Below are 15,686 nucleotides of genomic sequence, written 5' to 3' on the forward strand. Positions count from 1 at the left end.
GTTTATACGTTCTCCAAATATCTTGTTTTTATTTCATGCTTCTGCCTTATATATTCTGTTTTGACAAAATCTATAATACTCCTAATCTACTACCTAACGGATTATAGCACATTGTCCTAATCAAGAGAAGCGCTTTTGAAACAAAACAGTTTTCGTTACATAATTTCACAAACAAATGAGATGAAACGTTGGTATTTTTTAAGTTCTAATTAAAAAGACCAAGACATCAAATCGTCTTGGTCCTTTATATACCCTTTATCTAATGAAATCAACCACTAATTTAGCCGTATGACGCGCTTCTTCTTTTGCATGATCTGTGTATTGCTTCATTTTTTCTAAGGCTGAACTTAAATCTTCGAGCTGCTTATTCATTGCTTCAACAAGCTCAATTGCTTCCCATTTTTCATTGACATGGGCCGCTACAGGCTGCTTGCAAAGCGAGGCAAATGAATCAATTTTAGGATCATATGACAACGCAACAAACGGCGTATCTACCACTGCAGCAAAGATTAATGCATGAAGCCTCATTCCAACTAGAAGATCACAATCCTCAATCCATTGTATTTTCTCTTGGATCTCCCCGTCATGCGGCATAATCTCTGCCTCATGCCTCATCAGATCTGCCACATCCTTTGATGCGTTGTGATCATGTTCACCATGCATCGGGATGAAACGGATCATATAACCGCGGTCTGCCGCTTGATCAAGGGCTTTTGCGATCTCTTCTTTAAACGAGTAGTCACTTGGCCAATCACGCACCGACACAGCGATCCGCTTGATCTCACCTTCCGCTTGCCGACTGCCATTCGGACGCGTGATGCCAAGTACCGGATCTGGCACAAGCTTAATTTCTTTTGTGACACCAAACTGCTTAAGCAGCTCTTCTGACTCGTGATCTCGGACAGTGAGGAGCGAGCTCTTTGACACAGTGCTTTTAACAATCTTTTGATTAAACCCTTTTGAAACGGGCCCAATTCCTTGCGCATACACGAAAAATGGCTTTTTGTGCAGCTTCGCAAGCCACATAATTCCTGAGTAGTAAACCACGCTTCGATTCCCTGTCTTATCTTGAAGGAGGCTCCCTCCCCCGCTGATCACTCCGTCTGCGCGTTTTATGGCTGCAGAAACGTCTTTAAGCTTCCAGCGGTCCACCGCATCCACCTGGTACGTTTCTGCGGTTTTCTCAGGCTGGTTAGACAGCACGGTTAGTTTGATGTCAGGCTGTTGTTCACGAAGCGCTGAGATAATGGAGAACAGAATTGCCTCATCCCCCACATTATCAAAGCCATAATAACCAGATAACACTAGTCTCATCTATTCATCCACCTCTTTTCAACCTGAGGGTACACATAATCTGTGATAACTCGGAAAATCACAATATATAAGAGACCAAATCCAAGTCCAAATAACAAGCCGTACAAACTGCGCAGGCCAGATACTAACAGAGGTGTGTGCAGGTGCGTGAAGGTCCCTACAATTGAAGCGAAACCAAGCATTCCAATTGTTATAAAGATCGGCGCAAGCTTATTTTTCACCATCATCATGTACAAGCCTAGAATAAACAGCGGGAATCCGATTAAGAATTCGGTTGTTCTCGGTCTGACGTAAAGTAAGTTCTCCAGCCACTGTCTGAATTCAAGCTCATATGGAAGAGCTGTTGCAGCGTTCCCTGTACGTGTAACATAGAAAGCTAAAATGGCTCCTACAATCCCAATTACCATCAAGTGCCAGTAACGTACGGGCTCATTAAGCGTCTTTCTTATAAAGGTGTAGAAAAGCAAGAGTCCAACAATTGCCGCAGGAGCTGCTGATAATACCTTAACCCCTCTAAATTCATCCACTTTAACGAGGAATTCTGTACCGTATAACATTCCGACAACAAGCCATGCACCTATTAATGCAATACCTGCTGAGATCGCATAAGTTGCCAACAGATGCTTCCAATTTTTAATCGTCTTAAAATGAAGACCTGCATAAGCTGCAGCCGCAATTGCTGTAAGAAGCGCTAATGCCTTCAAAGCAATATCCATGTTCAGCACGACGCCTGCTGCCATAAGAGCGAGTCCGCCTAGTGCTGCTGGCCACGCTAGAATCGGCCATACCTGATAAGCTGTTAATGTGATAAGAGCGACCGCACCAAGGGTAACGAATAAAGTCACAATTGCGGATTGTGAAAGAGGAGCGTATGTGCTTGCTCCTGCGTTTCGTTCTTCCCCTAATTGCTTAGTAAATCCTTCAACCATCTCTAATGTATAGTCAAATCCTTCCTGCGCTTGTCCAGGGTGATCATAAGTTTGCACAGCACCTGTTGAAAGTCTTGCTAGCGGATTGACAAACAACATACGAATATTACGTTCTTTGTACCCTCTGACCCCTTTTTCTAATTCAACTTGATAGTCGGGTTCATTTCCTTTACCAAGGGTCATACTAAATAAACGAATAACATCATTTTCTTTGTCAGCTATGCGAAGCAGCGAGTTCATTCCGCGCTGATTCACAAAGTCAATGGTTACGATATCGAAGTTTAAGTCATTTAAAAATTCAGTAAATGTTTTTAATTGAGCAGGCTCGCCCGCCCCTACCACATCTTCGCCCGAGAATAACATTTTATTTGAACCATATTCTACGGCTAAACGTTCTAATTGTTCGTATAAATAATGATTTTCATGCTGTATCGTTCTAAATCGATTTGGAAGACGAGGAATAATATCCAGACCCGCATTATGAACAGTTTCAATTGCCTCAAAATCAAAGCTGATTGGCATAGAGGCCAAACTTACTTCATAAGGAAGAAATAAAATACGATCCTCACCGTACTCAAACTCTTCAACTTGGTACTGAGTAATAAAAATTTCATCTTCAAACATGAGCTGATAATGATTGTTGTAAACATCCTTAATTAATTCAATATAAGGACTTTCATCATCTAAAATCCTAATATACTGTCCATTATGTTCAGGGAGCTCATCTCTGGCTTCAGGATGTTGATGAACAATTTCAGGCTTGCTCATTCTCTCAAACAGCCCTTCATTTACTAAGTCCCAGATCGTCAGCGGCTCAAAGCTCATAGAGGAAACTCCGCTGTCTTTCAACTGTGCAAGTATCTCCCTATCAGACATCATTTCATTTAACATAACCGGCCATTGCTCGTATTGATCATAGGCCATGGTGATTTCGTACTCCAAATTATCTTGTTCTACACTGACTCGATCAACAATTGACGGAATTGATACGAGCAGCGCAATCACAATCAGCGCCCACGCTATTTTCTTAACCAACGGTAACACCCTTCCTTTTCCTTATTTACGTCTATTCAGTTTAGAAAGAAGCGGGAGCGATGATGCGATATCATCGTCAATTGCTTTCGTTCCAATTAAAATAACAACATATATGATGGCACCTATAACTACCCCGGCTGCCACAAACAACATCGCATTCAAACGAGTCCATAGCTCCACCTGTAAATAATCCACTGCAAATAACAGCACTGCCCCCATGACGACACTCGCTAAGGCATATAACGCATGCGACCGGCGTACAACGGGGAATGGCAAAGTACGATATAAGATATACACATTTAACACAGTGATCGCTACATACACGATTAATGTTGATATTGCAGCCCCGATCATTCCGTACTGAGCAACTAAAATAATATTTAGAACAAATTTAGCAGCAGAACACACAAGTACAATAATTGCAGCGGCAAATTCGCGGTTAGCCCCTTGAAGCATCCCCGTTGTTAAGACAGAGAATGAAGTGAATAATGCACTTACGGATAAAATGAAAATAACATCACTGCCGAGCACGTCTCCAAATAACGCATAGTTAATCGGGACAGTCAGCGCGGCAAGCCCCATCGCTGCAGGCCAGGCTGTTAAATGAGTAATCGTATTTCCTCGATCAACAATCATAGAAGCTCTATCTTTATCATTTGTCGCAAGCGCTTTTGTAATCGCAGGAATCAATGGTAAAATCAGGGCACTCGCAAAGACGACAGCCATCTGCACCAAGGCTTGTCCGCGTCCAAAAGTGGTTCCGTAAATGTGGGCTACTTCTGATTCAGTATTTCCTAGAGCACTTAACTGCCTAGGAATTGTTAGTGAATCAACGACATTTAATAACGCCATCGTTAACGCACCGAAACAAATCGGCAAGGCCACGATCAATATTCGTTTAGCCCAATGTGAGAATGTTTCCTTGTTCATCTTGCTCGCCGTTTTAAGCGGCTTGCGTCGCGCAAAAATCACTTTTAAATAAACAAGTGAGGCAAGGACCCCGACAACGGATCCAATCATGACACCTGCAGACACAACCTCAGGTGCAAATGCTTGAATTGTTAAGTAATAAGCTGCCACTATAATGACCAAGACTCGTACAAACTGCTCTAATACTTGAGAAACAGCAGTAGGCACCATATCCTCATACCCTTGGAAAAAACCGCGGTAGACAGCCATATAAGGTGCAAAGATGAGCGTCACTGATACAGCTAGGATTGAATACGTCATCAACGACCCGCCTAGGAAGCCTGCGATCCATTCGGCCAGCACAAACATTAAGATGAAACTGATCACGCCGAATACCATTCCTAGAATGGTCGCCGTCCGGTAGATGAAATACACATCGTCATCCCGGCCCTTCGCTCTCGCTTCAGAAATCAGCTTCGAGATCGCAAGCGGAATCCCAGCTACTGTGATAATTAAAATCGACATATACACAGGGTAGACAACACTGAAAATACCAAGCACTTCATCCCCTGCAATGTTTTGCAGAGGAATCCGAAACACGCTTCCTAATAGTTTCGATAAAAAGGTTGCAACCGTAAGCAGAATCGCCCCTTTTAACAAGCTGGATTTACTCATTTTTTCGCCCTTCTCTTCTCACGCAGCACTTTGCCTGCAAAGATAGGCAGCGCAAGCATTCGTCTCCACCTTGAAGGCTGTTTCACTAAGCGGTAAAACCATTCAAGGTGAACTTTCTGCCAAAACTCAGGAGCTCGCTGTACCTCACCTGCCAGCACATCAAAGCTTCCGCCAATTCCCATGAAAAGTCCCTTATCAAATTGGTCAATCCGCTCTGCAACCCATTTTTCCTGACGCGGGAATCCTAATGCAAGAAAGACCATATCCGGTTTCTTTTCTTTAATCTCATCTTCAATCTTCGTCTCTGACCAATCAAAGAATCCGTGATGAGAACCCGCAATAACTACATTTGGGAACTGACGATTAATTTCCGCAATCGTCTTTTGCAGGACTTCATCTTTTGCCCCTAATAAATAGATAGAATACGATTTCTCATTTGCAAGTTCGAGCAGGTCCATAAAAGTATCAAAGCCCGTCACACGTTCTGGCAGCGGATGACCTAGCATGCCTGCTGCTTTCACGACACCGATTCCGTCTGCTGTAATATAGGTCGCACGATCAAGATACTCCCTGTACGTCTTATCTTCATATGCATGAAGCACAATTTCAGGATTAGCTGTTACGACAAATGTTTTATCTTCCTTATTAAGATGCTCACCGAGGCGAGCCACAAATTGATCTTTAGTCGTGTTAATAAAAGGAACGCCAAGAACTTCAACAAATCGTTCTGACAAAATCAATCACCAACTTCTGTATTTTTATGGAACATAGATGTTTCTACATAATACTCCTAGCAAATCATATCAAAAAACGACAAAGGATGGAATTACCTTTTCAAATCATTCATGATTTCACCAAATCCCCCAAATTAATTTCCTTATATTTCTACATACTTCTATTATCTTCTACTCTATTAAACATTCGGCGCATCATGTTATACTAGGAAATGATGACAAATTAAGGAGAGAACGTTATGTTACGCTCAATTAAAAAGCTGATTGGTGACTCTCAGCAGCGAAAAATAAAGTCATATGAAAAAGTGGTAGCGAAGATCAATGAACTCGAGCCACATATGGAAAAGCTGTCAGATGAAGAATTACGTCAAAAAACTTCCCTATTTAAGGAACAAATACAAAACGGTTCATCGATTAATGAATTAAAAGCAGAAGCTTTCGCGGTGGTCCGTGAAGCCTCAAAACGTGTCCTTGGGCTGCGCCATTATGATTCTCAATTAATCGGCGGCCTGGCATTAAGTGAAGGAAATATCTCAGAAATGCCGACAGGAGAAGGTAAAACACTCGTTGCCTCTCTTCCAAGTTACTTACGTGCCCTTGAAGGAAAAGGTGTTCATGTTATCACTGTAAATGAATACCTTGCAAGTCGTGACCGTGAAATTATCGGACCGGTTCATGAGTTCCTTGGCTTAAATGTTGGGTTAAACGTTCCAATGATCTCACCAGAAGAGAAGAAACTGGCTTATGATGCTGATATTACATATGGTGTCGGAAATGAGTTCGGTTTCGACTATTTAAGAGGAAATATGGTCTATGCAACAAGCCAGCGTGTACAGCGCCCTTATCATTTCGCCATTATTGATGAGATTGATTCGGTTTTAATTGATGAAGCAAAGACTCCGCTTATCATTGCTGCGAAAACGCAAGTAAGTCCTAACCTTTATCATATTTGCGCAAAAGTAGCGCGCAGCTTCAAAGAAAATGATGACTATATGTACGACCCTCTTCTTAAAGCCGCAAGCTTAACCGATAACGGGATTACGAAGATTGAACGTGCTTTTGGAGTCGATAATCTATACGACCTTGAGCACCACACGCTTTATCACTTTATGATCCAAGCCTTACGTGCACGGGTAATGTTTAAGCTAGATGTAGACTACATTGTAAAAGAAGGCGAAATTCAGCTCGTTGATATGTTCACAGGCCGTATTATGGAGGGCAGAACATTCAGCGATGGTCTGCACCAGGCTCTTGAAGCCAAAGAAGGCCTTGAAATTACTGAAGAAAACAAAACTCAAGCTTCTATCACGATTCAAAACTACTTCCGTATGTACCCTAACCTTTGCGGGATGACAGGTACAGCTAAAACGGAAGAACGAGAATTTAGAATCGTTTATGGCATGGATGTTATTCAAGTTCCAACCAATAAGCCGCGCATCCGTGAAGACCGCGATGACCTTGTATTTGCGACAAGTGATGATAAATATAACGCAGTTGCAGCTGAAGTGGAAGAACGCCATAAAACAGGACAGCCAGTCTTAATTGGAACAACATCAATTATTCAATCAGAAACAATGGCGAGCTACCTTGATGACAAAAAGATCCCTTATGAACTTCTTAACGCGAAGAGTGTGGAAAAAGAAGTCCAGTTGATCTCTCTTGCTGGTCAAAAAAATCAAGTGACGATTGCAACAAACATGGCAGGACGCGGGACAGATATTATGCTTGGCGAGGGTGTCCATGAGCTAGGCGGGCTGTATGTAATCGGGACTGAGCGTCATGAGAGCAAGCGAATCGATAACCAATTAAGAGGCCGCTCCGGACGACAAGGTGACCCAGGTGAGTCTCAATTCTTCATCTCCATTGAAGACGAACTTTTACTGCGTTTTGGCGGAGAAATGATTGAAGCATTTAAAGAAGAGATTAAAACAGACGGCAACGGATTGGTTCAGAATGAAAACATCAATAAATTAGTTGATAAAATTCAGAAGATGTCTGAAGACCATAACTACTCTGCCCGTGAATATACGTTAAAGCTTGATGACATTATTAATGAACAACGTGAAGTTATTTACAAGCTTCGAAATAAGCTGCTGGAGTCTGAAAATAATTTTGATACGGTACGCGAAATGATCGACACGACTTGGAAGGACTACGTAGATCATTATTGTGCAGACGAACTTCTTCCTGAAGAATGGAATCTTGAGGAATTAACGCAGCGCATTCAATTAATCCTGCCTACGTTTAAAGGATTTACTCAACATCCTGAAGAGAAAAAAGAAGTACAAGCTTATATTACTGCGACATACGAGCAGTTCATGGGTGACGTTGAACCGTTGCATGCTCAGGAAAAAATCCGTATCCAAACCGATCGAATATTACTATCTAACCTAGACACGCACTGGACGCAGCATCTTGAAGAAATGAACCGTTTAAAAGAAGGAATTGGTCTGCGCAGCTACGGTCAAGAAGATCCGATGCGCATCTACACACGTGAAGGATTCGAGCTTTTCACCATGATGTACAAGACCTTACAGCGTAATTCAAGCATCCAGTACTCAAAAATGACTACTCGTTATTTAAGTGTAACCACCAAGGAGGACTAATCTAGCATGCTACCATTTTTCAACAAAAATAAAGACAACAAGCCTCAACTAGAAGGAAAAGAAAGTGCTGTTTCAACAGAAGAATTATTAAATGAAACAAGCGAAGAATCTGCTGATGAATCAATCTCAACTGCTTTATCGATTCATCCAGCTTGGAACTTAGCGAAAGAAGATCAATATGCGTTTCAATTCCTTAACATGGAGCTTGAAGACTTAAAGCCGAATCAATTATCTCTATCCGGCATCAGCTTAATGCAAGTGGAAGAAGATCAATTCCGTGCTTCTGCTTTTATTAGAAGCAGTCTTGACAAAGCGATTCAGCTGCAAGAAGTAACTCTCGTTCTTCTAGATGAAAAGGATCAAGTATTAGGACGTAAGGCGTTTGATTTAAGTGAAGTAGGAGAAATCCCTGCAAGAAGCAGCCGCCCTTGGCATTTTATCTTCACAACTAAGGATTTATTTACTACTGACCTACCGGCTTCTGGCTGGAAGCTTGCGTTCCAACTTAATCCATCAGCACGCAAGCATTCACTAGAGCTAGCAGACTCATGGAAAAAATCTTTAGCGAAAGAAAGCAAACAGAAGCTAGAAGAAATGGTTGAAAACCTAGAGCCTCCTAAAAAAGGTGAGGTTAATTTCATGGGACTTCAAGCAAAGAAACAAGAAACAGGCGACTTGCATATTACTATGCTTATCCGTAACGGCAGTGAAAAAACAATTAACCTTGAGCAGATTCCTTTAAATGTAGAAGATGCATCAGGTGAAGTTGTTGCGACCGGCGGATTTAAGCTAGAGGACTTTAAGGTGAGCGCTAATACTAGTAAGCCTTGGACCTTCATTTTCCCTAAATCAATGGTCAAAAAAGATACACCAGACCTTAGTAAGTGGAAAGCCTATCCACCAAATCAGAAATAATGAAGAAACTCCCCGCAGCTGCGGGGAGTTTTTGTTTTGGACCAGGGGGCTGAGGGGTAGCCTCTATGTTGATTGCGCCTATTCAGCTTACTTATGCGCCTGTCTCAGCTTTAATTGCGCGGCTCTCTCGCTTTATTGTGTCCGTTCGCCAGCTAATTGCATCACTCTGGCGTTTATGCGTCATTTCAATTGGTTATTGCGTTGCTCGTCTCTGCTTATGCGCCGGTTCAAGCCGTAATTGCGCCGGTTGACCCTCACTCCCTCCACTCCCCAGCACAAAAAACCGCCGACTCCCATCGGCGGTTCACATCCTTACTTATAATAATCTACAACACCTTCTAAAATCGCTTCAGCTGATCCTTGACGGAATGAATTTGTTTTCAGCTTGGCTGCATCTTGTGAGTTTGAGATAAACGCAAGTTCTAGCAAGACGCTCGGCATTCTAGCTTGCTTAATCACTTGGAACCCAGCTGTCTTCACACCGCGGTCACGTGTTCCTAATTTATCAATGAGATGGCCATGAATCGCGTGAGCAAGCTTCTCGCTTCCGGCTGAGGCATAGGTCGCATCCCAGTACGTTTCTGTCCCATTTGCCGATGTGGCTGTAGCGGAATTGGCATGGATACTAATAAACAAATCCGCATTCGCATCATTTGCAACCTTCACGCGGTCAGATAAGGTCGGGTACACATCTGTATCCCTCGTCATGATCACGTGGGCACCAGCAGCAAGCAAAAGCTTCTCTGCGCGCTGTGCGACATCTAGAGCTATTTCTTTTTCTTGCAATCCATTTCCTACTGCACCGGGGTCACTGCCGCCATGGCCAGGATCAATGACAATCTTCTTTCCTGACAATGAACCACCTTGACGAACAGGACTAACTGTGACAATCAGTTCAGCTGTCGTATGAGAGATGGATGCTTGATAGCCATCTGCTACCCTGAATGACATTCCTTTTCCGGCTGATTGATTAACAGCCGAAATTTGGCTCATTCCGTTGACGGACGATGCTACGATCGGCATCTCAGCAGCATTGGTTGTAATCGTTCGCAGCGTTCCGTTTTGTTGATGCGATGTATTGACGACACCGCCGATTTTCGGCCATGATAAAGTTGTTACATCGCTCACTCTAGTAACCTTAGGTTGACCTAACAGACGCTTTTGAACTCCATTTTGATACAGATCTAAATAGTAGGAATGAACATAAGCATCTCTTCCATTAAACGTGATTTTAGCCCAACGGTCATCAAAGCTATGAACCTCTACTGTTTGTCCGCTTGTTAAACGCCCTAAGGAAGCATGACTAGTATCAGGTCCCGAGCGCACATTTAAGGTATCAGCTCGTGCAACCGTTCCACTATAAGCACTAGTTGAACCGGCACTTTGTGTCTCTCTTGTAATTCTCACTTCTTGAGCTTGCTGATTCCATTTTACATCAGCTCCAAATGTTTCAGAGAAGAAGCGAAGGGGGATAACAGTACTATGTTCAAATATACGCGGTGCAGGAGAAACCGAAACATTGCGGTTATTTACTATCGTATTAGTTTGATCAATTGTAAAGAGAATTTCAGTTCCCTGATCCTCACCCCAAACCTGTCTTGTCGCCCCGCGCCATTTGACGTCTATTCCAAGCGCATCACCTATCACTCGGAATGGGACGAGAAGATGATTATCCACTCTTGGAGGATTTGAAATCGGCAGGTCGAGCAATTCACCATTAACATAAATCTTCACTTGCTGATTAGAAGGCGGCGTAGAGGGCGTTGATGATTTGATTGATATGTATTGATTACTAACATAGCCGTTTTGACTGCCATAACGAATTTCATACCACGTTCCCACTGTACGTTGGATTTGTACTGTCTGCCCTTGAGTGAGGGAACCAATTCTTGTGGCTTGAGTAGAAGGCTCGGCCCTTACATTTAGAGAGGTTGCTGTAACAGTGCCTTCTTTTGAAGAAGCATCCACTGCGTCAAGAGGGCTGAATACGGAAACGAGAATAAACATAAGTAAAAAGACTAGACTGCGTTTAGTCATAGGAATATATACCCCCTAAATATTTTTAAAAAAGAGAGGTAACGCAATGCTACCTCCTCTATTTTATTTAGTGCTTTGATTTAGCGTTTCATAATGTTAATTGGTTCAAGATAACTTCCGTGTACGTAGCCATACTGGTGATCTTTATGATCTGAGAAGATCTGATACCAAGTTGCCCCCGCTTGATTTCTGCCAGGTACGTAAGCAACATAATGGCCCGCTTGCGGAAATTGGAATTGCGCGGCTGAACTAGTTGATGCATCAGAGCGAACATTTAAGCCAGCTGTCGTTGTTTTCGCAATTGTATAGTAGCCATAATCTTTCTTGCCTAAAAAGTTATCAGCGCGGTACATATGACTAGCAATTTTCTGACCCCAAAGTGGATCAGAGGCATAATTCACGTTCATACCATGCCCTTTCAAACCAAGCACAGCACCGCGGTACTGATCCCCGCCTGGAGTTAAGTAGCGGTTGTTCATTGAGTTTGCGACATGGTGAATGGATTCTTCAAAACTATTAAATGGCTTCGCATTTCCGAGCGGATCACTATCATAGGCTCCGTAACCGAATAGATTTTTACGTTGCTCGGCAATCACACTTAATCCATACTGACTTTCGTGAATCGCTTTTCCATATAGGTATAGGGCATTGATTCCGTACTTTTCTTGAGCTTCAATAAAGACGTGCCCAAGATTTAGAAGCGGGCTGTCTTTCGCTACATTTTTACCGTTTACCGTTTGGTTAACGGACGCAATGTAGCGGTTCAAATCTTCTGCCGTATAATTAGTCTTCGTACGAAGCGGCAGGAAGTTAAAGTATTGATATGCAGTGCCAACTTTTTGCCCTGACGCGTTAAAGAAATCATATCCGTTTAAACTGTAATACACTTGTCCATTTTGCATAAAGGCAGGAGCATCTGAATATGGACGTGCCCATTCATATTCTCCTTTTAGATGATCAAATCCTCTGTAATGAAGAACTCCGTTCGTTACCGTATATTGAGCGCGGCCTTTTTGAAGTTCAGTTGGAATCAGCCAAGCCTCAGATTGACGAATATACCCTTCCCCGTCAGCATAGCGGACGTGCACCCAATTTTCATCTGCATTAATATATTGAAGTTCTGTCCCTTTAACAACATAGGTTAGCTGCCTCGACTTAGTTTCATCCATGATTCTAACAATCTCTTGTCGTGCAGGCGGATTCGCAACCACTAACCCATTTTTCATCTTCAAAAGAGTTTGTCCTTGATAAACTAAGTCTTTACCGGCGTTCGCTGCTTGCTGGTACGTAAGATAAGCTTGTGAATCCATTCTTACTTGCCCATTGACAATTGTTCCTGTTTTATATAAGTCATTTAAACTATCGCCTGTTTCTAAGACTTGAAGCATACGTACAATAAATGCTGCAGCTTGTGCACGGGTTGCATCGTCTTTTGGAGCAAACCGGAAGCGCTGATCACTTGTCGGCATACCAGCAATAATGCCTAAATACGTGTTTTTTGAGACGGCGTCGACAAAATTTGGATGGATTTGAGCACTGTCTGTAAATGTTAAGGCTTGAGGTGCCACTTTCATCCCTTTGTACTCCAATGCGCGGCTGATCATGGCCGCCATTTGTTCGCGTGTAATGTTTTGTTCTGGTTTAAACGTGTTCCCTGGATAACCTGCTACAATATTAGCTCCAGCTGCACTTCCGATACCAGCAGCAAGCGGATAGGTAGAAGGTACATCACTAAATGTAGATTGTGCAGCCGGAAGCTTTAATGCACGAGTTAAGAATGTCGCAAACTGTGCACGAGTCACTTTATCATTAGGCCCGTAACGTCCTGGACCATACCCACCTAAAATACCTAACTCAACCGCTTTTCTCATTTCCCCTTCAAGGACATGCCCCGTGATATCATCATTATTGGCAGAACTCATAGGAGCATAGCCGAATGCTGCTGTGGAGAAAACGAGCAGCATGACAAGCATCGTAATTACCTTCTTCATAACTAGCAACCTCCTCATTTAAAAACTAGATAGCCTTTATTTCACACGTTCTAAAAACACTGAGAACTCTGCACGTGTTGTCGGACGATTCAACCCATATGTTCCATCAGGCATCCCAGAAGCAACACCTTTCGCTTTAAGGGCATCAATCGCACTGTAAGCCCAGTGATGACTAGGGACATCAGGGAATGGTGAGCTGCTCACTCCTTGAATGTTGTATGCTCTTTGTAAAATCGAAGCCATTTCAGCTCGTGTTAACGTAGCGTTCGGTTCAAAGGTTGAAGCAGTCTTCCCGATCATAATTCCAGCCTTCTCGACTGCTGCAATCGAATCATAATAAACAGAATTAGGGTCAACATCTCGTAAACTAGTTTTTCCGCCGCTTGTTGGCAGGTTCAACGCACGTGCAATCATTGTCGCCGTTTGAGCACGAGTAATAGACTGCCCCGGTCTAAATGTACCGTCATCGAATCCACTGATAATTCCATCACGATTAAGAGTGAGAATCGCTTGTCTTGCCCAGAAAGTATCACTCACATCTCTAAATCGTTGAACCTCATAACTAGAGTCATAGATTGCTTTTAATTGATCAAAGTAAACATGTCCTTTGCCTTGCTTTGTTGTATTAGCTTGAGCGATATAAACCTGCTGCAGGCGAATCGGCCCTTTGATGTTTGCAGGAATGGCTGCACGAACGTATTGCCACCCGCGAGTGTTAAATCCATTTTCATTGGTGAAGTTAATGGTGTGTGCTGCCCCGTTTCCATCAAGAATGGTTGCGCGCAGCCAGTGTTCACGACCATCTCCATATGCCCACATGCCAAGCTCCAGCGGATTTCCTCTTAAAGGAAGGACCGGATTCATTCTGACATATGCTGCTGACGTTCCTGTTTCTCCTTGAGTGTAATCATAGGTCAGTTTCAATGCCCCGTCTCCGCGATTAGGTTCCTGGACTGAAGCGGTTGAGATAGAAGCGGTGGCTCTTGCCGCAGTTGCTTGTATTCCATTAAGAGAATTAAAATCATGCACAGAAAGGAATGGCTTTGTAATCTGCATAGGCGGCTCTGTTGTCACAACTTGAAGCGTAGTTGGCACTGATCTCTCACGCCCTCCGCTGTCAGATGGACGATTCACAACTGAAACCGTATCGGCGAATGGTAATCTAGCTACCATTGTTGTCGACCCGCCGCCATCTAAATTGATGGCATGTTGTGCACCAAGCGATCTCATATATTCAGCTAGTTGTGGAATCGTTGCCCCTTCACTAAAACCTGGCTGCCTTCCATCTATTGTGACTAAGAAAAGCTTAGATCCGTCACTTGAAACACCAATCGCTGTACGCGGCGCACGCTCAAGTGCGTGGGAGCTTGATGTATTCATTGAGATATTGACTTTTCCGTCTCTTACTAACGTCGGGCCGGTTGCCATCACAAACTCGGCATCTCTCCACGCATCATTGATTGTTGCTTCTGCTGTGATTGTATCCCCTACTTTTACGTTAGCGAGCTTATCTCTAAGGGCACCGCCATTAGCAGAAATGACAAATCCATTTTTCGGGATGACTGCATTTCCACCCTCTCCTAGACGGCGAATTTCTGAAACAGTTCCCGTAATTTTATCTCCAAAAGAAAATCCTGAGTTTGTTTGATTTGTATTTGTGACGACTAGCTCGGTTACAAATTGACTTGCTCCTGTTGTTGCTTCACGATGCGAACCTGTATAGATGACCGAGCTCCCATTCACACGATCTGCATTGACTGCAGATAGTTCAAGCTTCTGACCGCCTACTGTGTAAGTCATGCTCGTATTAAACTCAGTCATTGTTAAAGCGCCATTACGATTCACCCCAACTGCAAACGGGTAATGAACGGGACGATTAGCATCCGCAGATAAAATTCCGTAGTTTAGGATCTCATTGCCTTTGACCAATAAATTAACCGGCATACCCGTCTGCATATTGTAAAAAGATGCATTAACCGCACCAACTACATAATGACCTTGGTATGTATTATTAATCGCTTGCTGAGAGGTAGAAAGGATTCTTCCATACGGATTAGGATGATAGAGTTCTAGATCAACATTGGAGTTCCTATACTGAACATCCATAATATTGACTGCTCTTTGTTGAGTGCCGCTAGTATAATGCTCTTTTATGAGCGTCACCCCTTTAGCGATCTCCTCCTTATTAGAAGAACTTTTCGTCCCAAATCCGTTATAACTATACGCTTCAACCGGCACCACTAATGAGGCCGCCAAAGCGACTAGAACTATTTTACTAATAAAACGTTTCACTTGCTTCACTCCATCACATTTTCTCAAAATATAACTCTTCTTTATATCTTTCGTCATATTTCATCTATGATTTTACAAGATTACCATCTTGTTTGAAAGATTTATTGGAAAACTTTGTGATTAAATAGGTAAAACCATACTTTATGCTCATAATTTGTGTAATTTTGTTTTTTTCTACTATAATTACAACCTGTTTTCATATATAGTAGAGTTAATAACACATTGTCAAATTTTACATATTGGAGGCCT

At 42.8% G+C, this 15,686-nt stretch carries 9 protein-coding genes; 2 read left to right on the forward strand and 7 right to left on the reverse strand.

The features are described from left to right. Positions 1 to 255: 255 nt before the first annotated feature. Genes csaB through PQ478_RS19150 form a run of 4 tightly spaced genes read right to left on the reverse strand, consistent with a single transcriptional unit; the run spans position 256 to position 5,596 of the window. Positions 256 to 1,314 (reverse strand): polysaccharide pyruvyl transferase CsaB, encoded by a 1,059-nt coding sequence (gene csaB, locus PQ478_RS19135; RefSeq protein ID WP_289235201.1) that lies wholly within the window; start codon positions 1,312 to 1,314, stop codon positions 256 to 258. Next, positions 1,311 to 3,278 carry a DUF5693 family protein gene (locus PQ478_RS19140; protein ID WP_289235202.1) on the reverse strand — a complete coding sequence of 656 codons (1,968 nt, stop codon included), beginning with the start codon at positions 3,276 to 3,278 and terminating at the stop codon, positions 1,311 to 1,313. Before PQ478_RS19140 ends, csaB begins: the two co-directional genes overlap by 4 nt. A 21-nt stretch (positions 3,279 to 3,299) precedes the next feature. After that, positions 3,300 to 4,862 carry a putative polysaccharide biosynthesis protein gene (locus PQ478_RS19145; protein ID WP_289235203.1) on the reverse strand — a complete coding sequence of 521 codons (1,563 nt, stop codon included), beginning with the start codon at positions 4,860 to 4,862 and terminating at the stop codon, positions 3,300 to 3,302. Beyond that, a complete protein-coding gene (locus PQ478_RS19150) occupies positions 4,859 to 5,596 on the reverse strand; it encodes a WecB/TagA/CpsF family glycosyltransferase (protein ID WP_289235204.1) in 738 nt (245 codons plus the stop codon). Before PQ478_RS19150 ends, PQ478_RS19145 begins: the two co-directional genes overlap by 4 nt. A gap of 239 nt (positions 5,597 to 5,835) precedes the next feature. Here PQ478_RS19150 and secA2 point away from each other — a divergent pair, with 239 nt between their 5' ends. Both secA2 and PQ478_RS19160 read left to right on the forward strand, forming a co-directional pair. Further along, the gene (gene secA2 / locus PQ478_RS19155; protein WP_075682106.1) at positions 5,836 to 8,202 is read left to right on the forward strand and encodes an accessory Sec system translocase SecA2; all 2,367 of its coding nucleotides are present in this window, start codon (positions 5,836 to 5,838) and stop codon (positions 8,200 to 8,202) included. A gap of 6 nt (positions 8,203 to 8,208) precedes the next feature. Next, on the forward strand, positions 8,209 to 9,117 hold the full coding sequence (locus tag PQ478_RS19160) for an accessory Sec system S-layer assembly protein (RefSeq protein ID WP_289235205.1): 909 nt from the start codon (positions 8,209 to 8,211) through the stop codon (positions 9,115 to 9,117). Positions 9,118 to 9,429: 312 nt separating this feature from the next. On the opposite strand, the gene PQ478_RS19165 is transcribed toward PQ478_RS19160, so the two are convergent. From PQ478_RS19165 to PQ478_RS19175, 3 genes are all read right to left on the reverse strand, one after another. Further along, a complete protein-coding gene (locus tag PQ478_RS19165) occupies positions 9,430 to 11,154 on the reverse strand; it encodes an N-acetylmuramoyl-L-alanine amidase (protein WP_289235206.1) in 1,725 nt (574 codons plus the stop codon). Between the two features lie 80 nt (positions 11,155 to 11,234). Continuing rightward, positions 11,235 to 13,145: an S-layer homology domain-containing protein gene (locus PQ478_RS19170; protein WP_289235207.1), complete on the reverse strand. Its 1,911-nt coding sequence runs from the start codon at positions 13,143 to 13,145 to the stop codon at positions 11,235 to 11,237. 36 nt (positions 13,146 to 13,181) lie between these two features. Further along, positions 13,182 to 15,437 carry a phosphodiester glycosidase family protein gene (locus tag PQ478_RS19175; protein ID WP_289235208.1) on the reverse strand — a complete coding sequence of 752 codons (2,256 nt, stop codon included), beginning with the start codon at positions 15,435 to 15,437 and terminating at the stop codon, positions 13,182 to 13,184. Between the last annotated feature and the right edge of the window lie 249 nt (positions 15,438 to 15,686).

Source organism: Alkalihalophilus pseudofirmus, from assembly GCF_029094545.1.
Taxonomy (GTDB): Bacteria; Bacillota; Bacilli; order Bacillales; family Bacillaceae_D; genus Alkalihalophilus; species Alkalihalophilus pseudofirmus.